This is a genomic window from Methylobacterium sp. E-066, from assembly GCF_022829635.1.
Taxonomy (GTDB): Bacteria; Pseudomonadota; Alphaproteobacteria; order Rhizobiales; family Beijerinckiaceae; genus Methylobacterium.
In genome coordinates, this window is record NZ_JAKSYO010000165.1 from 46,521 (window position 1) to 68,414 (window position 21,894).

The following is a 21,894-nucleotide window of genomic DNA, read 5'->3' on the forward strand; positions in this document are numbered from 1 at the left end:
GGCACGGTACGCCGCCCCGGGAACTGCCAAGTCAGGACTTGACGCGCTTCGGTATCGCGCGGCCGCGACAGGCGGCGCGGTATTGCTGGCGCGGCAGGCCGCGCATGTTGCGCCGGTCCGCCTCCTGCGTGCAGGCGGTCTTGCGATCAGCCTTGTTCAGCTCCCGGGTGCCGGAGGACGGCACGTCGGTCGGCGCGGGCGCGGTGTAGCTTTGCGCGGCTGCGGCACCTGGAAGAGCAATGAGAAGGGCGAGCCCGAGATACAACCGGCGCATGATCTTCCCTATGAACGACAGCTAAGCTTAAGCAAGCGCCGCGCCAGGACGAATACTCAACGGCGGCGCGCGGTCGCCCGTTCAGGCCATGGCGTCCGGCGCGGGATAGCGCAGCGGGTCGCCCGGGCGGCGATTGTCGTAGACGCATTCCCCCGCGACCCAGGTGGCGCGGACCGTGCGGTGGTCCCCCAGCGTCATCAGCACGAACAGGAGTTCCTCGATGCCGCCGCAGGTGCCTGTGCGGAAGCCGAGAAGCGGCGTGGCCGCGAGGTCGAGCACGCAGAGGTCGGCGTCATGGCCCGGCGCGATCCGCCCGATCCGGTCGTCGAGGCGGAGGGCTTCGGCACCGCCCAGGGTGGCAAGCCAGAACGCCCGGACCGCATCGAGCTTGGTGCCCCGCAGGGCCGCGACCTTGTAGGCTTCCCCGAGGGTCTTGAGCAGCGAGAGCGTGGTGCCCGCGCCGACATCGGTGCCGAGGCCGACCCGCACGGGGCGCTTCGGATCGAGGGCGTCGAACAGCCGGAACAGGCCGCTGCCCAGGAAGCCGTTCGAGGTCGGGCAATGGGCGAGCGCCGCCCCGCTGGCGTGGCAGGTGCAGAAATCGGCCTCGCTTACGTGGATCGCGTGGCCGAGGACCGAGCGCGGACCGACGAGGCCGGCATGGGCGTAGACGTCGAGGTAGCTCTTCCGCTCCGGAAACAGCTCCCTGACCCAAGCGATCTCGTCGGTGTTCTCGCAGAGATGGGTCTGAAGGAAGAGTGCGTCGTGCTCCCGCAGGAGCGCACCGGCCGCATCGAGCTGCGCCTCGGTGCAGCTGGGTGCGAAGCGCGGCGTGACGCAGTAATGCTGCCGACCGCGTCCGTGCCAGCGCGCGATCAGCGCCTTGCTCTCGTCGTAGCCGCGCTGAGCCGTATCGAGGAGAGCCGCTGGGGCGTTGCGGTCCATCAGAACTTTGCCGGCGACCATGCGCGTATTGAAACGCTCCGATTCGGCGAAGAACGCCTCGACCGAGCCAGGATGCACCGTGCAATACACCACCGCTGTGGTGGTGCCCGCGCCCAGGATCTCGCGGAAGAACAGCTTGGCGACCGCTTCCGCATGCGCCGCGTCGGCGAACTGAAGCTCGGCCGGGAAGGTGTATTTGTCGAGCCAGGCGAGCAGTTGCTCACCGTAGGAGGCGATCATCTGCAGCTGCGGGTAATGAACGTGGGTGTCGATCAACCCCGGCAGGATCAGGGCGTTCTCGTACGCCACGACCTCGACGTCGGCGGGGAGCATGCCCGCGAGCTGCGCATACGGGCCGAAGGCCGTGACGCACCCGTCCTCCATGAGGATGAGCGCGTCGGCGACGTGTTCGAGGCAGTCCTCGCTCAGGAACGGGTTGCCCCGCAGGCTGACGGCCTGTCCGCGGATCGCCTTCATCGCCCCCTCAATGTGCGCCGCCGGTCTCGACGAATTTGAACAGGAAGACCGCCGCGATCACCCAGACCACGGGCTTCACGTCCCGCGCCCGCCCGGTGAGCAGCTTGAGGAGCGCGTAGGTGATGAAGCCGAACGAGACCCCCGTGGCGATCGAGTAGGTGAACGGCATCAGCACCGCCGTGACGCAGGCGGGGATGACCTCGGTCAGGTCGTCCCAGTCGAGGCCGACGAGTTCGTGAAGCATCAGACAGGCGACGTAGAACAGGGCCGGTGCGGTGGCGTAGGGCGGTACCGAGCCGGCCAGGGGCGAGAAGAACAGGCAAGCCAGGAACAGGCCGGCGACGGTCACCGCGGTGAGCCCGGTACGGCCCCCCTCCTCGACGCCCGATGCGCTCTCGAGATACGCCGTGGTGCTGGAGGTGCCCAGGAGGGAGCCGAAGAAGATCGACGCCGAATCGGCCATCAGGGCCTTGTTGAGACGCCCCGAATGACCGTCGGTGACGAGGCCGGCGCGGGTCGCCACGCCCATCAGCGTCCCGGTGGCATCGAACAATTCGACCAGGAAGAGGACCAGCACGACGTTGAGCAGGCCGCCCGACAGCGCGCCCTTGATGTCGAGGGCGAACAGCGTCGGCTCGATCGACGGCGGCATCGAGATCACGCCGCCGAAGCTGTTCCCGGCTACCAGGAAGCTCAGCATGGTAACCGTCAGGATCGAGGCGAGAAGCGCCCCCTTGACCTTCCGCACGGAGAGCACCGCGACCATGATGAAGCCGATCACCGCGAGCACGGTGGACGGCTTGTGCAGGTCGCCGATGGTGACGAAGGTCGCCGGGCTTGCCGCCACCACGCCCGCGTTCTTGAGAGCGATGATCGCGAGAAACAGCCCGATGCCGACCGTGATGGCGATGCGCATCGAGCGCGGGATGCCGTCGACGATGATCGACCGCAGGCCTGTCAGCGTCACGAGCAGGAAGCAGCGCCGGAGATGAAGACCGCGCCGAGCGCGGCCTGCCACGTGTAGCCCATCCCCAGCACGACGACGTAGGTGAAGTAGGCGTTGAGCCCCATGCCGGGGGCGAGCGCCACCGGCCAGTTGGCGTAGAGCCCCATGATCAGTGAGCCCAGCGCCGCCACGAGGCAGGTCGCCACGAACACCGAGCCCTTGGGCATGCCGGCATCCGCCAGGATGTTGGGGTTGATGAAGACGATGTAGGCCATGGTCAGGAAGGTGGTCAGCCCGGCGAGCATCTCCGTGCGCACGGTGGTCCCGTGCTCGGAGAGCCTGAACACGCGCTCCAGCAAGCCGGCCTTCCGGAGTTCCGGGCCCTCGATCGCGTCCCGCTTCATGTCCATGCCCACCCCTCCTTCAGATCCGGATCCGGCGCGCACGCCGTCGCCGTGAGCGGGGCACCGATGGCGCCGCGGATCGCGTTGGCGAGCGGCGCGCGCGAGGTCCACCAAGCGTCGCAATTCGGGCTGCGGCTCGGAGAACGGCCGTCTCCCAACCGCGCGGCCGGCGTCGTCGTCCCGCAGCCGTGGAGTTCCGTCCGGCGACGGGGCTGCAGAAGGGTGTCGATCGTATCAAGGTCCATCGCTACCCGAACGCGAAGCCTCCATCCCGGCAGGCATAGCAATATGCCTGCCGGGATGGAGGCTTAGGGCTGTGCCGATCCGTCGAGGGCGGCGACGACGGCAGCGGAATCGGTGACCCAGCCGAAGATCCCGCCCTGCGCCTTGATCATCGCGAGCCCGGCGGCGTGGAAGTCCGGGATATACGAGCCGCAGGCGTCTGCGACGACGGCGCAGCGGTAGCCGCGGTCGTTGGCCTCGCGCACGGTGGTGTGGACGCAGACCTCGGTCGTCACGCCGCAGACGAGGAGGGTGTCGATGCGCCGGGCGCTCAGGATGCCGGCGAGGTCGGTGGCGTAGAAGGCGCCCTTGCCGGGTTTGTCGATGATCGGTTCGCCGGGTTCGGGCCGCAATTCCGGGATGATGTCATGGCCGGCCTCGCCGCGGATCAGGATCCGGCCCATCGGGCCGGGATCGCCGATGCGGGCGGACGGCTCGCCGCGGGCGAGCTTGGCCGGCGGGGCATCCGACAGGTCCGGCCGGTGACCTTCGCGCGTGTGCACCACCAGCAGCCCGGCGCGGCGGGCCGCCGCGAGCAGTGCCCGCGCCGGCGGGACCGCGCTGGCCAGGAGCGAGACGTCGTTGCCGAGGCTCGCCCCGAACCCCCCTGGCTCGAGGAAGTCGCGCTGCATGTCGATGATCACCAGCGCCGTGCCGGCCGTCTCGAACGCGAGCGGCGAGGGCTCGGCTGCGAGGTGGCGGGTCACCGTGGCCGTGGCGGAGGTCATGGAGGGCACCCTCGGGGAGCGCCCGAATCACCGGCCACCCGGGGGAATGATGCTGTGTGTCGAGAGAGAATGCATGTGTGTCCGCCTGTCCGGTAGCTGTTGCAATTTTATGACGCGTGCGGCGGTCCGCGCTCAGGACCGGAGCGTTGGCATATCGGTTGCGGTCGCTCTCCCAATGCTTTGCGAAGCCGGGGGACCGAGACGATGTTCAGGCGCGGAATCGCGGCTGCTTTAGTGCCAGCCTTGATCATCGGGGCCGCACATGCGGCAGACCTTGAAACCGGGACGAAGGCCAAGGCGCCCGATGCCGCGGCCGTGGCCGATGTGCCGTTCTTCCTGTTTGCCGACACGCAGGTCAGCTATCGCTACCAGTTCCCGACGGTCTCGCCCGGCGTCCAGATCCAGCGGGCGGACGGCAGCTTCGTCTCCCGGGAGGCGCCCAAGCAGATCCTCAACATCGCGCATGCCGACGCATGGGCCTACGGCACCAACTTCTTCTCCCTCGACATCCTGAAGTCGGGCTCGCAGTTCCCGGCCGGCACCACCAACCCGCCGGGCAGCGTCGGCTCGCCGGCCTTCTCCGATTACGGCAATACCGAAGCCTACGGCTTGTATCGCGGCACCCTCAGCCTGAACGCGCTCACCGGCACCAAGGCGTTCGCGATCCCCGGCCTCGTCAAGGATGTGTCGCTCGCCTTCGGTTTCGACGCCAATTCGCAGAACGACGCGTTCGGCTCGAAGAAGCGCGATATCGTCGGCGGCCTGAACTTCTCCTTCGACGTCCCGGCGGGATTCCTCAATCTCAGCACGCACGTCTACAAGGAGTGGAACCGCAACGGCTTCAACCTCCAGCCGGATCGCGACCAGAGCTTCGACGCCGTTCCGGAATTCGAGCTCGTCTACAACTTCCCACTGTCGTTCACCGGGCTGCCGCTCAGCCTGACCGGGTTCAACAACATCGTGCTGCCCAAGGGCCGCGGCGTGCGCAACGTCGCGGCCTTCCAGTTCAACCCGCCGCGCGGCCTCGAGTTTCTCTCGCGCACGAACCTCGTGCTCGACCTCGGCAAGCTGATCTACGACCAGCCGAACAAGGTCGATGTCTTCATCGGCTTCCAATACTGGCTGAACAAATTCGGCAACGTAGAGACCACGACCTTCAAGGGGACCGAGGAGAAGAGCTTCCTGGCCGGGTTCGCCTTCCACGTCTTCTGAGGCGGCGACCTGGAATCGCGGAGCGGCTGGATGACGATCGCGGCGACTGAGCCGACGCCCGCCTCGAACGATCCGAGGCCGCTGTTCGGCGCCTACGGCATCGTGAAGCGCTTCGGCGCCTTCACGGCCAACGACCGCATCGACCTCGAGATCCGGGCGGGCGAGATCCACGCCCTGCTCGGCGAGAACGGGGCCGGGAAATCCACGCTGATGAAGATCCTCTACGGCCTCCTGGAGCCGACGGAGGGCGTCGTCACGCATCGCGGCGAGACGGTGAGGCTCGCCAGCCCGGAGGCGGCCCGCCGGCTCGGCATCGGCATGGTGTTCCAGCACTTTTCCCTGTGCGCGAACCTGACAGTCGCCGAGAACATCGCCCTCGTGATGGGCAGAAGCCTCGGCCGCAGGGCGCTCGCCGAGCGGATCGCGGCCCTCGGCCGGACCTATGGCCTGCACCTCGAACTGGATTGGCCGGTCTGGTCGCTGTCGGCGGGAGAGCGTCAGCGCATCGAGATCGTGCGCTGCCTGCTCCAGGACCCGAAGCTCGTCATCCTCGACGAGCCGACCTCGGTGCTCACGCCCGGCGAAGCCGAAATGCTGTTCACGGTGCTGGAGCGCCTGCGGGATGAGGGCCGGGCGTTGCTCTACATCTCGCACCGGCTCGACGAGGTGCGCCGCCTCTGCGCCCGCGCCACGATCCTGCGCGGCGGCCGGGTCGTCGGCGCCTGCGATCCGCGTGTGGAGAGCGCCGGCTCGCTCGCCGCCATGATGGTCGGCGCGCAGGTCCGCGCGCTGACACGCGAGGCTGCCCCCGCACGGTCGGCGCTGGCGGGACCCGAGCGCCTGCGCCTCGACCGGCTGTCGCTGCCCGCCCCCGGCCTGCACGCCACCGGCCTGCGTGACATCTCGCTCGGTGTCCGCGGCGGCGAGATCTTCGGCATCGCCGGGATCGCGGGCAACGGCCAGTCGGAACTGTTCGCGGCACTCTCCGGCGAGGCCCGAGCGCCGGAGGCCGGCGCCGTCTGCATCGACGGGACGCCCGCCGGCCGCCTCGACATCAACGCGCGGCGGCGTCTCGGGGCGGCTTTCGTGCCCGAGGAGCGCAACGGCCATGCCGCGGCGCCCGGCCTGAGCCTCTCGGAGAACGCCGTGCTCTCCCGGTACGCCACCGCCTCGCTCACGCGCTTCGGACTCGTGCACCGGGCAGCGGCCCGGGCGCTGGCGGCCCGGGTGATCGAGGCGTTCGATGTCCGCAAGGCCGGCCCGGACCCGGCCGCCGGCACCCTGTCGGGGGGCAACCTGCAGAAGTTCGTGGTCGGACGCGAGATCCTGGCCGAGCCCGGGGTGCTCGTCGTCGATCAGCCGACCTGGGGCGTCGACGCGGCGGCGGCCGCGCGCATCCGCCAAGCGCTGATCGACCTCGCCGCGCGCGGGAGCGCAATCCTGGTGATCAGTCAGGACCTCGACGAACTGTTCGAGATCGCCGGCTCCATCGCGGTCCTCCAGGCCGGCACCCTGTCGCGGGCCGTGCGGCGTTCCGAGACCTCCCGCGAGGCGGTCGGCCTGCTGATGGGCGGATCCGGCGGCCCGCCCCCGGGGGGCCACACGGTCGCCCCGCCCGGCCGCCTTCGCGAAGGAGCCGTCCATGCCACGTAATCACGCGAGGTAACCATGCGCCTCGACCTCGTGCCGCGCGCCGGCCGCTCGCCGCTCGCCGCCATCCTTGCGCCCGCCCTGGCCTTCCTCGCCTCCGTGCTGCTCGGCGGCGTGGCCGTGTCCCTGCTCGGCGTCTCGCCGGCAGCGGCCTTCGCGGCCTATTTCATCGCGCCGCTGTCCGAGCTGTGGTCCCTGCAGGAGATCGCCCTGAAGGCCGCGCCGCTCGCCCTGATCGCGACGGGCCTGGCCTTCTGCTACCGGGCGAACCTGTGGAATATCGGTGCCGAGGGCCAATTCGTGGTCGGGGGCCTCGCCGGCGGCTGCGTCGCCCTCGCCACCCAGGGCAGCGCGGGCTTCACCCTGTGGATCCTGCCGGCGATGCTGGTCGCCGGAACGCTTGCCGGCGTCGCCTACGCGATGATCCCGGCCGTGTTGAAGGTGCGGCTCGGCGTCTCCGAGATCCTGACCAGCCTGATGCTGGTCTACGTCGCGGAACTGCTCCTCGACTACATGGCCCGGGGACCGTTGCGCGACCCGGCCGGATACAACTTCCCGCAGAGCGTCCCCTTCGATGCCGCGGCGCGCCTGCCCTACCTGATGGAGGGGGAAACCCTGCATGCAGGCGTGCTCGTCGCCTTCGCGGCCGTCGTGCTCGCCACGATCGTCCTCGGGCGGACCCTGTTCGGGTTCGAGGTGCGGGTCGTCGGCGCGAGTCCGCGCGCCGCCCGGTTCGCCGGCTTCAGCGAGGCCCGCCTGACGCTCGCCGCCTTCGCCGTCTCGGGCGGGGCGGCGGGGCTCGCGGGGATCGCGGAAGTCGCGGGCAAGATCGGCCAGCTCCAGCCGACGATCTCGCCGGGCTACGGCTTCACGGCGATCATCGTCGCCTTTCTCGGCCGGCTCTCGCCGCCGGGCATCCTCGTCGCGGCGCTCGTGATCGCGCTCACCACGATCGGCGGCGAGGGAGCGCAGATCGACCTCAGGCTTCCCCTCGACCTGACGCGGGCCTTCCAAGGCTTGCTGCTCGGCCTCGTCCTGGGGGCGGACGTCCTCACCCGCTTCAAGGTCCGCCTCGTCCCGGGAGGCGCGCGATGACCCTCGACATGGTCCAGATGATCCTGGTCACGGTGCTGACGGCAGCGACTCCGCTGATCATCGCCGCGATCGGCGAACTGGTGGTCGAGCGCGCGGGCGTGCTCAACCTCGGCGTCGAGGGCATGATGATCTGCGGGGCGGCCGTCGGCTTCGCCGCTGCTATCGAGACCGGCTCGACCCTCCTGGGCGCCCTGGCCGGCGCCGGCGCCGGATTGGGCCTGGCGGCCCTGTTCGGGCTGCTGACCGTCGGGCTCGCGGCCAATCAGGTCGCCTCGGGCCTCGCGCTCACGATCCTCGGCCTCGGCCTGTCGGGTCTCGTCGGCGCCCCGTATGTCGGCCTGAAGCGGGATCCCGCACCGCATCTCGATATCCCCGGCCTGAGCGACCTGCCTGGGATCGGCCAGCTCCTGTTCGGCCAGGACGCCTTCGTGTACGCGGGCCTGGCATTGACCGTCGCCGTCTCGTGGTTCCTGTGGCGGACGCGCGGCGGCCTGATCCTGCGCGCGATCGGCGACGACCACACCGCCACGCACGCCCTCGGCCTGCCGGTGCGCAAGCTCCGCTTCCTGGCCGTGCTGTTCGGAGGTGCCTGTGCGGGGCTCGCCGGATCCTACCTCTCGCTGGCCTACACCCCGTTCTGGGCCCCGGCGATGACCGCGGGCCGCGGCTGGATCGCCCTGGCGCTCGTCGTCTTCGCCTCGTGGCGGCCGGCGCGGCTGGTGGCCGGCGCGATCCTGTTCGGAGGCGCCACGGTGCTGCAACTCCACGCCCAGGCGGCGAGCATCGGCCTGCCCGGACAAGTGCTCTCGGCGCTTCCCTACCTCGCGACGATCGTCGCCCTCGTCCTGCTGTCCCTCGGGCGGCGGCAGGGCGGCTCGCTCGCACCCGCCGCCCTGGGGCGCGACTTCACCCCGCACCGCTAGCGGTGCCGTCCACCGGAGAGGACACGAGCGACCATGCGACATTCCTTCTGCGCCGGCCTCGGTGCATTCCTGCTCCTGCTCGGCCCGGCACAGGCCGAGGGCAAGCTCAAGGTGGGCTTCGTCTATGTCGGGCCGGTGGCCGATTACGGCTACTCGTTCCAGCACGATCTGAGCCGCAAGGCCCTGGCCGAGGCCATGCCCGATAAGGTCGAGACCACCTACCTGGAGAACGTGCCCGAGGCCGACAGCGAGCGGGCGATCGAGAAGCTCGCGCGCTCAGGGATGGGCCTGATCTTCACCACGTCGTTCGGCTTCATGGAGCCGACCCTGAAGGTCGCCAAGAAATTCCCGACGGTGAAGTTCGAGCACGCCACCGGCTACAAGCGCGCGGCCAACGTCTCGACCTACTCGGCCCGGTTCTACGAGGGCCGTTACGTCTGCGGGAAGATCGCGGCCAAGCTGTCGAAGACCGGGACGGTCGGCTACATCGCGTCGTTCCCGATCCCCGAGGTGGTGAGCGGCATCAACGCCTTCATGCTCGGCGCGCAGTCGGTCAACCCGAACGTGAAGGTCAAGATCGTCTGGGTGAACACGTGGTTCGACCCGGGCAAGGAGGCCGAAGCCGCCAAGGCCCTGTTGGCGCAGGGCGCCGACATCCTGACCCAGCACACCGATTCAGCCGCCCCGCTGCAAGAGGCCGAGAAGCAGGGCAAGCTCGCGTTCGGGCAATCCTCCGACCAGTATCGCTTCGCCCCGAAGGCACAGCTCACGTCGATCGTCGACGATTGGAACGGCTACGTGATCAGCGAGGCCAAGGCCGTGCTCGACGGCTCGTGGAAGAGCCACGACACCTGGGGCGGGATCAAGGACGGCCTGGTCGTTCTCGCCCCCTTCACCAACATGCCCGCCGACGTGAAGGCCATGGCCGAGGACACCGTGAAGGCGATCGCGGCAGGCCGGACGCATCCCTTCGCCGGTCCGGTGACGAAGCAGGACGGGACCATCGCGGTCAAGGACGGCGAGACCGCCCCCGACCCGATGATCCTCGGCATGAACTGGTACGTGAAGGGCATCGACGACAAGCTGCCCCAGTAGGGCGGCCGGCACGCCGGGTTCGCGCCGATCCCGACGCGGTTCGGGATCGGCGCCGTTCGATGCGGGCGTCAGCGGCCTGCGGGCACCTCGTTGGTACGGGGCGGCGGCATGACGGGCTCCTCGATGGCGACCCCGCCGCGGTTCGGGGGCACCTCCAGGGCATCACCCGACCGGATCGATTCGGCCTCGTTGCGCGGTCCGGCGAGGCCCTCCGTGCCCCCTGGGGCGGTGGAAGGATCGCGCCCGGCCGGCGCGCCGTAGGACTGAGCCGAGGCGGCACCGGCAGTGCCGAGCAGCCCGCAGAGAGCCAGTATGACGGTTGTCTTCTTTCGCATGGCCGCCTCGTTCCCGATGAATTCTGTAATCGGGACGAATGGCGCAGTCGTCGGCTGGTTCCGTCGTGTCAACGGCGATGATGCGGATGCCTATGGAAGAGGCGAAAACCGCGGCGGCGGGCGCTGCGACCGCGCAGGCCGCCGGGCGCCGTGACGCTCGGCTGCCCCGCCGGGGGTGTCAGGGTGCCCTGCGCGGCCGCCGGCGGCGGGATTGCGGGCAGGCCACCCTCAAATGGGGCGCCCAGGCCGAGCCACGCGCCCGCAGCCAGCACCGCGATCGCTCCCAGACGGACGATCCGCATCCGATCTACTCCTGAAGTCTCGACGGGGCTCGCCGGCTTCGCCGCAAACCCTGTGCCGTAGCCTTCAGCTCCCCCGGTACGTTTGAAAGCTCCACGGGGTCGCTGCCAGCGGCACGTGGTAATGCGCCTCCGGCTCCGCCACACCGAAGCGCAGTGGCACAACGTCGAGAAAGGCCGGGCGCGGCAGGTCGATGCCGAGCCGGCGGTGATAGTCGCCGAGCGCGAAGCGAAGCTCGTAGACTGCGATCGGGACCGGGCGTCCGCCGATCAGCGGGGCGTCGGTGCGGCCGTCGGCATTGGTGTGCGTGCGCGCGACCAGCGCGGTCTCCGTCTCCGAGACGATCTCGACCAACTCGACGGCGACGCCCGCGGCCGGCTTGCCCAGCATCGTGTCGAGCACGTGGGTCGAGAGCCGGCCTGTGGTGAGCAACGCACCGTCCCCCTCGACCAGGGCGCCGAGGCGGATGGCGGCAATGCGGAAGACTTCGGCCTGCGCCGTGCGGAACTCGGTCTCCGGATCGGAGGCGAGGCGGTCCTCGAAGGCGGCCATCAGCGAGGCGCGGCCGTGGCGTTTCACGCAGAGGATGAACGGGATGCCGAACCGGCTCCGGTAGGCGGCATTCATCGCCGCGAAGCGCGCATATTCCGCATCCGAGAGCCGGTCCAGGCCGGCCGCCGCCTGCTCCGCAACCGAGTCGGGCGCGATGGCGCCGTCGCGGGCGGCGCGGCCGGCGAGCTCCGGATGGCCGGCGAGCAAGGCGTGGCGCATCGCCTCCGGCGCGGCTTCGACCGCCGCGCACATCGCCGCGTGGAGCGCGGCGACGGTGCCGAACGGGCGCCGTGCCGCGGCGGCCCGGGCGACCCACGGCGCGTGCTCGAAGACCGCCCCCAGCGCCGCGACGAAGTCGGTCTCCGGCATGCCGTCGAGATCTGCGAGGGAAAACGTCATCGCGCCCGCACCGTCCCACTCCAGGGTGACCGTAAAGCAGGCAACGGGCCAGGCGCCAGCCATCGACCGGTCGCCGCCACCATGGCGGGCGTCGAAACGGGGGCGTGGCATATGGCTTGCGCATCCGAGGTCATGGCGCGTCGGGCCGCGATCCGGCTGCCGGCCCGCCGCGCCTCGGGAGAGTCTCCACGATGTCGAGCGCCGTCCGGTCAGAGCCTTCCGCAGCCTCAGGTCCTGTCCCGCTCGGGCCGGCCACCGCCCCGGTGGGCCGGGTCGGCCCTCTCGCGCTCGGCCTCCTCGGCCTCCAGCACGTGCTGGTGATGTATGCGGGCGCGGTGGCGGTGCCGCTCATCGTCGGGCGGGCGCTGAAGCTGGCGCCGGAGCAGGTGGCGATGCTGGTGAGCGCCGACCTGTTCGCCGGCGGCCTCGCCACCCTGGTCCAGAGCTGGGGCCTGCCCGGGATCGGCGTGCGGATGCCGGTGATGATGGGCGTCACCTTCGCGGCGGTCACGCCGATGATCGCCATGGGGAGTAATCCCGAGATCGGGCTCGCCGGCATCTACGGCGCGGTGATCGCCGCGGGCCTGTTCGCGTTCCTCGTCGCGCCGCTGGTCGGGCGGCTGCTGCCTTTGTTCCCGCCGGTGGTGACGGGCACCATCATCCTGGTGATCGGCATCTCGCTGATGCGGGTCGGCGTGAACTGGGCGGCCGGCGGGGTCGGAAACCCGGCCTACGGCGCGCCCGTCTACCTGGCCATCGCGGCCTTCGTCCTCTGCGTGATCCTGGCGATCACCCGATACGGCACCGGCTTCGTCAACTCGGCCTCGGTGCTGATCGGGATCATCGTCGGCATGGTCGTGGCCGGCTTCTTCGGGCTGGTCGACTTCGGCCACGTGGCGAGCGCGCCGTGGTTCGACGTGGTGCGCCCCTTCGCGTTCGGCTGGCCGAGCTTCGATCCCGTCTCGGTGGTCACGCTGAGCATCGTGATGATCGTCGTGATGATCGAGTCGACCGGCATGTTCCTCGCGCTCAGCGAGATCTGCGCCGATCCGGTCGACGCGGCGCGCCTGACCCGGGGCCTGCGCGGCGACGGCCTCGGCACGGTGATCGGCGGCATCTTCAACACCTTCCCGTACACCTCGTTCTCGCAGAACATCGGCCTCGTCGGGGTCACCGGCGTGCGCACGCGCTACGTCGCGGTGGTCGGCGGGATCATCATGCTGGGCCTCGGGCTGGTTCCCAAGCTCGCCGCCTTGGTCGAGGCGGTGCCGCAATGCGTCCTCGGGGGTGCGGGGCTCGTGATGTTCGGCATGGTCGGGGCGACCGGCACGCGCATCCTCGGCGCCGTCGATTTCGCCAACAACCGCAACAACCTGTTCGTGGTCGCGGTCTCGGTGGGCTTCGGGATGATCCCCCTGGTGGCGCCGGGCTTCTTCCGGCAGATGCCCCAGGCGCTGCATCCGCTGCTCGAATCGGGCATCCTGCTCTGTGCGCTCTCGGCCGTGCTCCTGAACCTGTTCTTCAACGGGCTCGGCAGCACGGACGAGGCACGCGAGGCCGCCATCCGACAAGCCAAGACCGCCGAGGCGCATTGAGAGACGCCTTCGGCCCTTTTCCGGAGATCCCCATGGCCCTGACGGCATCGCGATACGGCAAGGGCCGGGTGCGGGTGATGCGCCTGACCCGCGACGGCGACCACCACATCCCGCGCGAGCTGACGCTCACCGTCTTGATGAGGGGTGAGTTCGACGCCGCCTGGACTGCGGGCGACAACCGGGCCTGCGTGGCCACTGACAGCGTGAAGAACATCGTCAACGTCACCGCGGCGAAGAACCTCTCGCTCGACAAGGAGGCGTTCGCCAAGGCCGTGGCCAAGGTCTTCCTCGACACCTACCCGCAGGTGGAGGACGTCGCGATCGAGGCGACGGAGACGCGCTGGCTGCGTCAGGAGATCGGTGGCACCCCGCACGGCCACACCTTCATCCTCGACGGCAACGGCTTCGGCTATGTCGGACTCGCCGCGAGCCGGGGCGGGTCGGTGCTGCGCTCGGGCCTGCGCGGATTCACCTTCATGAAGACCACGCAATCGGGCTGGGCTGATTTCGTGGACGACGCCTACCGGACGCTGCCGGACACGACCGACCGCATCGCCGCAACCAGCATGGACGCGACCTGGACATGGGCCGGTGCGCCGAGCGACTACGCCGCCGCCAACGCCAAGATCCTGTCGCTCCTGATCGAGGTGTTCGGCACCACCTACAGCTACGGCGTCCAGGACAGCATGTACCGGATGGGCGAGGCGGCGCTGGCCGCCGTGCCGGAGATCGACGAGATCGGCTTCGCGATGCCGAACAAGCATTACATCCCGATCAACCTGCAGCCCTTCGGCCTGGAGAACCCGGGTACCGTGTTCCTGCCGACGGACGAGCCGCACGGCCAGATCGAGGCGACGATCCGCCGGACGGGCTGAGGCGCCGCGCACGGTCCGCACATCGCCGTCCTGGATCTGGCCTACATCCGCGCGGAGATCGCTCGCGGCAGCGTAGCCTTCACGCCTCACAGCGAGGCCGCTGCCGTCACACAGATCGCCTCGCCCGTGCGGCGCGTCCATTCCACCGCTCGACCCGGCCGCACATCGCGTCGCCGCGCAGATCGAGGCGACGCTCGACAAGCACAGCATCTGTGACTGCCAGGGCCAAGCTGAAGTCGTTCGGCGAAAGAAGCGTGCCACCACGCAAACCGCGACGGCAGATCCGAAGGTATCGGCTAAGGCATTGACAAATCAAATCTTTATACGACGCTTCGATCGCCCGCCCGCGGAGCTAGCCTCCGGCGCGGGTGTCACATCGTGCGCAAGCGCACAAATAGCGGACAGGCGTTGTTGTTTTTCTCGGCAGCGCTGCACAATCTTGACTCTACAGAAGGCGGGCAGCCCATGCTCGGCACCTTCGCTATCGGATCCTGAGTCATGACCACCCGCATCCTTCTCGGAGCCGTTCTCGGCCTCACCCTGTCCACTGCCGCGCTCGCGCAGAGCTACACCGCGCCCGCCGGGATCCCCGCCACCACCGCGCCGGGCGGCCTGGAAGGGCGCGCGGCCCTACCCAATCTCCTGAACGACCGCGGGCGCACGGTCGGCATCGGTCGGTCCTACGAGACCACGGACGATCTGGTCACCGGCGCCTTGCGCCGCCCGCATCAGAACTACACGGGCGGCGCGCGCTGAGGACGCCCGCCGACGCGCAACGCGACGCCTACGAGCACCGGCTGATCCCTTCACGGTAGCAAAACCCGGTTTCGCTCGAGCGCCGCGTGAGCGGCTTGGTTGCAAGCCTCCTTGCAAAAGAGGTGGCTCCTCGCGTCGGTTCAGAAACAGGACAGCTTAACGCCGCTCAATGCGTTCTCGCATTGGGCGGCATTCGTTATTCTCGACCGCCGATCGGCTTTACGACAGGCCTCCGATGAAGGCTTCCCGGTTGAATCACGGATTAGCGACAGCAACGCACGCGTGGCGCCCGATCGCGCACGAACCGACCGATTCTTGTGCGTCCGCGCGGGTTCGTATCCGTCCGTGTAGTAGCAATCATCCTAGCGAATGCTGAAAATATCGGCTTCACCGCCTGTCTAACGAAGCTCTATATTGACTCGCGTCATCGACCGGATGGCGTGAGCAAGCGGATGCCTGTGGCAGATCTTCCCTTCACGCGCAGGCGTCTTCTCGGCGCGGGCGCCCTCCTCGGGCTCGGCGTCGCTACGGGATCCCGCGCACGCGCGGCCGGCCCCCTGACCGTCGGCGTCATCTATGTCGGCCCGAAGGACGATTACGGATACAATCAGGCGCATGCCCAGGCCGCGAAGGCGTTGAAGGGCCTGCCCGGCGTCGAGATCACCGAGGAAGAGCGCGTCCCGGAGACGAACGCCGTCGAGAAGACCATGGAGAGCATGATCAACCTCGACGGGGCGACGCTGCTGCTCCCGACCTCGTTCGGCTATTACAGCCCCTATCTTCTTGCCGAGGCCAAGAAGAACCCGAAGATTCAGTTTCGCCATTGCGGCGGCCTCTGGACCGAGAAGGATCCCAAGAACGCCGGCTCTTACTTCGGCTACATCGCGCAGGGGCAGTACCTGAACGGCATCGTGGCCGCCCATGCGTCGAAGTCGAAGAAGATCGGCTTCGTGGCGGCCAAGCCGATCCCGCAGGTGCTCAACAACGTCAACGCCTTCCTGCTCGGCGCACAGAGCGTCGACCCGGCGATGACCTGCCAGGTGATCTTCACCGGCGAGTGGTCGCTCGCGGTCAAGGAGGCGGAGGCGACCAACGCCCTGATCGACGGCGGCGCCGACGTCATCACCTGCCATGTCGACAGCCCGAAGGTGGTGGTCGAGACCGCTGCGCGCCGCGGCGCCTTCGTGTGCGGCTATCACGTCGACCAGTCGCCCCTGGCGCCCCAGAAATACCTCACCGGCGCGGAGTGGAACTGGCTTCCGATCTACAAGGGCTTCATCGAGGCGATGCAGGCCGGCAAGACCCCCGAGAACTTCGTGCGCGGCGGCCTCGCCGACGGCTACGTCAAGATGAGCCCCTACGGGCCCGGCGTCGGCGAAGCGGCCCGCAAGAACGCCGACGCGGTCAAGGCCGAGATGCTGAAGGGCGGCTACGCGATCATCAAGGGCCCGCTCAAGGACAACGCCGGCAAGGAGGTCCTGCCGGCGGGTAAGGCCTACCCGGAGAAGGCGGCGGAACTGGAGAGCACGAACTACCTCGTCGCCGGCGTGAAGGGCTCGGTTTGAGCCACGCTGGCACGGTTTCTGCCGGCCGCTCGGCGCCGACCCATCCGGAGGGCCCTGAGACGTGGTCGCGGACACAGCCCCATCGAGCCTGACCGTCGCGCCTTCGCGATCCTCGGCATTCCTCCGAATCCGCGCGTGGCTCGCGCGCCGTTCGGAGGCCGTGGCGATCCCCGTCGGAGCCGCCGCGCTCGGCTTCCTGCTGTTCGGCCTGTTCCTCGCGGCGCTCGGCAAGTCGCCGGTGCAGCTCGTCGACATCGTCTGGCGCGGCGGGTTCGGCTCTCCCTTCGCGCTCGGAAACAGCTTGCAGCGGGCGGCGCCCCTGCTGTTCGCCGCGCTCTGCGTGGCCTTGCCCGCCCGGCTCGGCCTCGTGGTGATCGGCGGCGAGGGCGCGATCGTGCTGGGGGGCCTCGCCGCCGCCGCGGCGGCACAGCCGCTGTCCGCGCTGCCCGCCCTGCTGGCGGTGCCGCTGATGGCCTGCGCCGCCGCCCTGGTCGGCGCCGTCTGGATCGGCTCGGTCGGCTGGCTCCAGGCCTATCGCGGGGTGAACGCCACGATCTCCAGCCTGCTCCTGTCGTATATCGCGATCGCGCTCGCCAACCACCTGATCGAGGGGCCGCTGCGCGACCCGACCAGCCTCAACAAGCCCTCGACCCTGCCCGTGGGCGACGCGTTCATGCTCGGGCCGATGCCGGTGATCGGCGTGCATTGGGGCCTCGGCTGCGGCGTGATCGCCTGCCTGATCGCCTACGGGCTGATGGACCGCACGACGCTGGGCTTCGCCGCCCGGATCGCGGGCGGCAACGTCCGCGCGGCCCAGATCCAGGGGCTGCCGGTCGGCCGGCTCATCGTGGGCTTCACCGCGCTGGGGGGCGCCTTCGCGGCGCTGGCGGGCTTCTTCGAGGTCGTGGCCGTCCAAGGCACCGCCAACGGCACCCTGGCTGCAGGCTACGGCTACACCGGCATCCTCGTCGCCTTCCTCGCCCGGCAGAACCCGATCGCGATCGTGCCGGTGGCCTTCCTGCTCGGCGGCATCGAGGCGTCCTCCGGGCTGATCCAGCGGCGGATGCAGCTGCCCGACGCCACCGTGCTCGTGCTCGAAGGTCTGCTGTTCCTGGTCGTGCTGATGAGCGAGACGCTCTACGGCCGGTTCAAGCTGTTCAACCCGCATCTCTGGGCCGAGAAGCGCGCGCCGGTGCCGTCCGCCCGGGTGCCGGCATGAGGCCCCGCAATGAGTGACGATCTCGGCCTCTGGACGGTGCCGCTTGCGGTGATCGGCGGAGCGATCCGCGTCTCGACACCGTTCCTGTTCGTGAGCCTCGGCGAGACGATCACCGAGCGCTCGGGCCGGATCAACCTCGGACTGGAGGGGACGCTCGTCTTCGGCGCCATGGCGGCCTACGCCACCGCCGTGATGACGGGCTCGCCCTGGGCCGGTGTCGCGGTGGCCGGGCTCTCGGGCGGCCTGTTCGGCCTGCTGCACGGCTTCGTCTGCAAGTTCCCCCGGGTCAACGACGTCGCCATCGGCATCGCGCTGATGCTGTTCGGGTCGGGGCTCGCCTTCTTCCTCGGCAAGCCCTTCATCCAGCCTTCGGCCCCACCGCTGCCGGCGATCGGTTTCGGCGCGTGGTCGGATCTGCCGCAGGTCCAGGCGGCGCTCCGCGTCAACGTGCTGTTCCTGGCTGGCGCCGCGCTGTCCGTCGCCCTGTGGTGGGGCCTGCGCAACACGAGGGCCGGACTGGTCCTGCGCGTCGTCGGCGACAGCGCGGACGCGGCCCGCGCCATGGGCTACGATGTCGACCGTGTCCGGCTGCTGGCGACCGGCATCGGCGGCGTGCTCGCCGGCATCGGAGGGGCCTACCTCTCGCTCTACTATCCGGGCTCCTGGAACGAGGGCGTCTCGTCCGGCCAGGGCCTGATGGCGGTGGCGCTGGTGATCTTCGCCCGCTGGAACCCGCTCGCCTGCTTCGGCGCCGCCCTGCTGTTCGGCGGGGCGGGGGCACTCGGTCCCGCGCTGCAATCGGTTGGCGTCTCGCAGGGCTACTACCTGTTCTACGCCGCCCCCTACGTGCTCACCCTCGCCCTCCTCGTGGCGACCTCCTCGCCCGACCGGGCGCTGGCTGGCGCTCCGGGCGAATTGTCCCTGTCGAAGTGAGGAGCGCCGCCATGAACGGACTCGGCGGACTGAACAAGTCTCCCAACGGCGTCGTGATCGGGCTCGTGCAGCTCCAATTGCCGCGGATCGCCACGATGGCCGACCTCGCCGCCCAGACCGACCGCATCGTCGCCATGGTCGCCAAGGCGCGGACCAACCTCGCGACGATGGACCTCGTCGTCTTCCCCGAATACGCCCTGCACGGCTTGTCGATGGACACCGATCCGGAGATCCTGTGCCGTCTCGACGGTCCCGAGGTCGCGGCTTTCAAGAAAGCCTGCATCGACAACCGGATCTGGGGCTGCTTCTCCATCATGGAGGCCAACCCGGATGGCAGCCCGTTCAATTCCGGGCTGATCATCGACGATGCCGGGACGGTGAAGCTCTATTACCGCAAGATGCATCCGTGGGTGCCGGTCGAGCCGTGGGAGCCCGGCGATATCGGCATCCCGGTCATCGAGGGTCCCCGGGGCGCCAAGATCGCCCTGATCATCTGCCACGACGGCATGTTCCCGGAAATGGCGCGCGAATGCGCCTACAAGGGCGCCGAGATCATGATCCGCACGGCCGGCTATACGGCGCCGATCCGTGAATCCTGGCGCTTCACCAACCAGTCGAACGCCTTCTGCAACCTGATGATCACCGCCAGCGTCTGCATGTGCGGCTCGGATGGTGCCTTCGACTCGATGGGCGAAGGCATGATCTGCAACTTCGACGGGTCGGTGATCGCCCACGGGACCACGGGCCGCGTCGACGAGATCATCACGGCCGAGGTGCGGCCCGATCTCGTGCGCGAGGCGCGCATTCACTGGGGCGTCGAGAACAACATCTACCAGCTCGGCCATCGCGGCTACACGGCCGTGAAGGGCGGCGCCCAGGATTGCCCCTACACCTACATGCACGACCTCGCCGCGGGCCGGTACGCGCTGCCGTGGGAGGACGCGGTGAAGGTCGTCGACGGCACGGGCTGCGGCTTCCCGGCGCCGACCCGCTCCTACGGCGCGGCGCAGACGCCGGCTTCGCGGGAGGCGGCGGAGTGAGCGTGATCCCGCTCGCCAGCGAGACCGCCGCCGGCACCTACGTGGCGTCCGAGCCCTACCCCTGGCCCTATGACGGCGACCTGCGCTCCGGGAACACGGCGCTGGTCATCATCGACATGCAGACCGACTTCTGCGGGCCGGGCGGCTATGTCGACGCCATGGGCTACGACCTCGCGCTCACCCGCGCTCCGATCGGACCGATCGCGGAACTGCTCGCGGCGGCGCGGGCCAACGGTTACCACGTGATCCACACGCGCGAGGGCCACCGCCCGGACCTCGCGGACCTGCCCGCCAACAAGCGCTGGCGCTCGCGCCGGATCGGGGCGGGGATCGGCGATCCCGGCCCTTGCGGCCGGGTGCTGGTGCGCGGCGAGCCGGGCTGGGAGATCATCGCCGAGCTGGCGCCGCTGCCCGGGGAGCCGGTCATCGACAAGCCCGGAAAGGGCTCGTTCTGTGCGACCGACCTGGAGCTGATCCTCAACAAGCGCGGCATCCGCAACCTGATCCTGACCGGCATCACCACCGACGTCTGCGTCCACACCACGATGCGCGAGGCCAACGACCGCGGCTTCGAGTGCGTGATCGTCTCCGACGGCACCGCCGCCACCGATCGCAGCAACCACGAGGCGGCGCTGCGGATGGTGACGATGCAGGGGGGCATCTTCGGTGCCGTCGCCGCTTCCGCGGCGATCCTCCAGGCCATGGGGTGAGCGCGATGGACACCCCGCCCGGCGCCATCGGCGTCGAGACGATCGGTATGACGAAGCGCTTCGGCGCCTTCGCGGCGCTCGACGACGTCTCGATGAAGATCGAGGCCGGCGGCTTCCACGCTCTGCTCGGCGAGAACGGCGCGGGCAAGTCGACCCTGGTCAAGTGCGTGATGGGCTTCTACGCGCCGACCGCCGGCAGCGTCCTGGTCGACGGGCGCGAGGCCGAGATCACCAACCCGAAGGGCGCGCAGGCGCGCGGCCTCGGCATGGTCTACCAGCATTTCACGCTGGTGCCGTCTCTGACGGGGGCGGAGAACCTCGTGATCAGCCGCGCCGACGCGCCGGCGATCCTCGACTGGAAGGCCGAGCGCGCGGCGCTCTCGGCCTTCATGGCCGGGATGCCGTTCCGGCTGAACCTCGACCGGCCGGTCGCGGAACTCGCCGCGGGCGAGAAACAGAAGCTCGAGATCGTCAAGCAGCTCTATCTCAAGGCCCGCTTCCTGATCCTCGACGAGCCGACCTCGGTGCTCACGCCCGACGAGGCGGAGGGGGTGCTGGGGCTCCTGCGCGCCATGACCGACCGCGGCGCCCTCACCGTGCTGATGATCAGCCACAAGTTCCGCGAGGTCGAGACCTTCGCCCGCTCGCTGAGCGTCCTGCGCCGCGGCAGGCTGGTGGGCGGCGGCGCGGTTGGCGATCTCTCGCGCGACGACATGGCGGCGATGATGATCGGGGAGCGGGTCGTGCGCCCGATCGCAGCCCGGATCGGCGTGCCGGACGCGGCGCGGGAGATCCTGCGCATCGAGGCGCTCGACGCCACCGACGCCTCGGGCCTGCGCCGCATCGCGATCGCGGATCTGCGCGTCCGGGCGCGGGAGATCGTCGGCATCGCGGGCGTCTCCGGCAATGGCCAGAAGGAACTCGCCGACGTGCTCGGCGGCCAGATCCGCGCAGCCGGCGGGCGCGTCGCGGTGGCGGGCGAGCCCTATACCGGCCGGCGCGCGCAGAGCCGGGCGCGGCGCGTGCGCTTCATCCCGGAGGAGCCCCTGCGCAATGCCTGCGCCCCGCGGATGTCGGTCGCGGAAAATCTCGCCTTCCGCGCCTTCGACCGGCGCGGCGAGGACCCGTCCGGACCGCCGACCCTGTGGCTCGACAGGGGGGCGATGACCCGGCGCGCCAAAGACCTGATCGCGCGCTTCAAGGTGAAGACCGCCTCCTCCGAGGCGCCGATCGCGACCCTGTCAGGGGGCAATGTGCAGCGCGCGGTGCTCGCACGCGAGTTGACCGACCCGGTCGATCTCCTGATCGTAGTCAACCCCTGCTTCGGCCTCGACTTCGCGGCGGTGTCGGAGATCCGCACACGGATCGTGGCCGCCCGCAATGCCGGCGCGGCGGTCCTCCTGATCAGCGAAGACCTCGACGAGATCCTGGAACTGTCGGACCGGATCGTCGTGATGTCGGACGGGCGCCTAGTCTACGAGACGGCTGCCGCAACGGCCGAGATCGGAACGATCGGCCGGCACATGGCCGGGCACCATTGAACGTGTCCATCCATTCGTTTCGGGTTTTCGCGGGGTTGGGACA

General features: G+C 69.5%; 20 protein-coding genes and 1 pseudogene. 15 read left to right on the plus strand and 6 right to left on the minus strand.

The window, feature by feature from the left end; translation table 11 throughout:
- Positions 1-31 precede the first annotated feature (31 nt).
- From MKL20_RS22675 to MKL20_RS22690, 4 genes and pseudogenes are all read right to left on the minus strand, one after another.
- Complete coding sequence (locus MKL20_RS22675) at positions 32-274, minus strand: hypothetical protein (RefSeq protein WP_244038558.1); 243 nt, start codon at positions 272-274, stop codon at positions 32-34.
- Between the two features lie 81 nt (positions 275-355).
- Positions 356-1,696, minus strand: a complete 1,341-nt coding sequence (gene guaD, locus MKL20_RS22680; protein WP_244038559.1) for a guanine deaminase — start codon at positions 1,694-1,696, stop codon at positions 356-358.
- A 7-nt stretch (positions 1,697-1,703) separates the two neighbouring features.
- A pseudogene (locus MKL20_RS22685) lies at positions 1,704-3,052 on the minus strand (NCS2 family permease).
- Positions 3,053-3,354: 302 nt separating this feature from the next.
- On the minus strand, positions 3,355-4,056 hold the full coding sequence (locus tag MKL20_RS22690; protein WP_244038560.1) for a cysteine hydrolase family protein: 702 nt from the start codon (positions 4,054-4,056) through the stop codon (positions 3,355-3,357).
- A 204-nt stretch (positions 4,057-4,260) separates the two neighbouring features.
- Here MKL20_RS22690 and MKL20_RS22695 point away from each other — a divergent pair, with 204 nt between their 5' ends.
- Genes MKL20_RS22695 through MKL20_RS22715 form a run of 5 tightly spaced genes read left to right on the plus strand, consistent with a single transcriptional unit; the run spans position 4,261 to position 10,031 of the window.
- Positions 4,261-5,268 (plus strand): hypothetical protein, encoded by a 1,008-nt coding sequence (locus tag MKL20_RS22695; protein ID WP_244038561.1) that lies wholly within the window; start codon positions 4,261-4,263, stop codon positions 5,266-5,268.
- Positions 5,269-5,298: 30 nt separating this feature from the next.
- Positions 5,299-6,921, plus strand: a complete 1,623-nt coding sequence (locus tag MKL20_RS22700) for an ABC transporter ATP-binding protein (RefSeq protein ID WP_244038562.1) — start codon at positions 5,299-5,301, stop codon at positions 6,919-6,921.
- Positions 6,922-6,936: 15 nt separating this feature from the next.
- Positions 6,937-8,013 (plus strand): ABC transporter permease, encoded by a 1,077-nt coding sequence (locus MKL20_RS22705; protein ID WP_244038563.1) that lies wholly within the window; start codon positions 6,937-6,939, stop codon positions 8,011-8,013.
- Entirely contained in the window at positions 8,010-8,936 is a 927-nt protein-coding gene (locus MKL20_RS22710; RefSeq protein WP_243966461.1) for an ABC transporter permease, read from the plus strand. Before MKL20_RS22705 ends, MKL20_RS22710 begins: the two co-directional genes overlap by 4 nt.
- Positions 8,937-8,969: 33 nt before the next feature.
- Positions 8,970-10,031, plus strand: a complete 1,062-nt coding sequence (locus MKL20_RS22715; RefSeq protein WP_244038564.1) for a BMP family ABC transporter substrate-binding protein — start codon at positions 8,970-8,972, stop codon at positions 10,029-10,031.
- A gap of 68 nt (positions 10,032-10,099) precedes the next feature.
- Here MKL20_RS22715 and MKL20_RS22720 read toward each other — a convergent pair whose 3' ends face one another.
- Entirely contained in the window at positions 10,100-10,366 is a 267-nt protein-coding gene (locus MKL20_RS22720; protein WP_244038565.1) for a hypothetical protein, read from the minus strand.
- A 92-nt stretch (positions 10,367-10,458) separates the two neighbouring features.
- Here MKL20_RS22720 and MKL20_RS22725 point away from each other — a divergent pair, with 92 nt between their 5' ends.
- Positions 10,459-10,683, plus strand: coding sequence for a hypothetical protein (locus MKL20_RS22725; protein ID WP_244038566.1), 225 nt, complete (start codon positions 10,459-10,461; stop codon positions 10,681-10,683).
- Positions 10,684-10,732: 49 nt separating this feature from the next.
- Here MKL20_RS22725 and uraD read toward each other — a convergent pair whose 3' ends face one another.
- A complete protein-coding gene (gene uraD / locus MKL20_RS22730) occupies positions 10,733-11,617 on the minus strand; it encodes a 2-oxo-4-hydroxy-4-carboxy-5-ureidoimidazoline decarboxylase (protein WP_244038595.1) in 885 nt (294 codons plus the stop codon).
- A gap of 191 nt (positions 11,618-11,808) precedes the next feature.
- Here uraD and MKL20_RS22735 point away from each other — a divergent pair, with 191 nt between their 5' ends.
- The 9 genes from MKL20_RS22735 to MKL20_RS22775 all read left to right on the plus strand — a co-directional run bounded on the left by MKL20_RS22735 (position 11,809) and on the right by MKL20_RS22775 (position 21,851).
- Positions 11,809-13,212: a nucleobase:cation symporter-2 family protein gene (locus MKL20_RS22735; RefSeq protein ID WP_244038567.1), complete on the plus strand. Its 1,404-nt coding sequence runs from the start codon at positions 11,809-11,811 to the stop codon at positions 13,210-13,212.
- A 32-nt stretch (positions 13,213-13,244) separates the two neighbouring features.
- On the plus strand, positions 13,245-14,087 hold the full coding sequence (pucL, locus tag MKL20_RS22740) for a factor-independent urate hydroxylase (protein ID WP_244038568.1): 843 nt from the start codon (positions 13,245-13,247) through the stop codon (positions 14,085-14,087).
- Positions 14,088-14,585: 498 nt separating this feature from the next.
- Positions 14,586-14,843, plus strand: a complete 258-nt coding sequence (locus tag MKL20_RS22745; RefSeq protein ID WP_244038569.1) for a hypothetical protein — start codon at positions 14,586-14,588, stop codon at positions 14,841-14,843.
- Positions 14,844-15,295: 452 nt separating this feature from the next.
- Positions 15,296-16,408: a BMP family ABC transporter substrate-binding protein gene (locus tag MKL20_RS22750; protein ID WP_244038570.1), complete on the plus strand. Its 1,113-nt coding sequence runs from the start codon at positions 15,296-15,298 to the stop codon at positions 16,406-16,408.
- 61 nt (positions 16,409-16,469) lie between these two features.
- The gene (locus MKL20_RS22755; protein WP_409568187.1) at positions 16,470-17,627 is read left to right on the plus strand and encodes an ABC transporter permease; all 1,158 of its coding nucleotides are present in this window, start codon (positions 16,470-16,472) and stop codon (positions 17,625-17,627) included.
- A 9-nt stretch (positions 17,628-17,636) separates the two neighbouring features.
- Entirely contained in the window at positions 17,637-18,560 is a 924-nt protein-coding gene (locus tag MKL20_RS22760; protein ID WP_244038571.1) for an ABC transporter permease, read from the plus strand.
- Between the two features lie 11 nt (positions 18,561-18,571).
- Positions 18,572-19,600 (plus strand): formamidase, encoded by a 1,029-nt coding sequence (locus tag MKL20_RS22765; protein ID WP_244038572.1) that lies wholly within the window; start codon positions 18,572-18,574, stop codon positions 19,598-19,600.
- Positions 19,597-20,310: a cysteine hydrolase family protein gene (locus MKL20_RS22770; RefSeq protein ID WP_409568188.1), complete on the plus strand. Its 714-nt coding sequence runs from the start codon at positions 19,597-19,599 to the stop codon at positions 20,308-20,310. Before MKL20_RS22765 ends, MKL20_RS22770 begins: the two co-directional genes overlap by 4 nt.
- Positions 20,311-20,315: 5 nt before the next feature.
- The gene (locus MKL20_RS22775; RefSeq protein ID WP_244038573.1) at positions 20,316-21,851 is read left to right on the plus strand and encodes an ABC transporter ATP-binding protein; all 1,536 of its coding nucleotides are present in this window, start codon (positions 20,316-20,318) and stop codon (positions 21,849-21,851) included.
- Positions 21,852-21,894 lie beyond the last annotated feature (43 nt).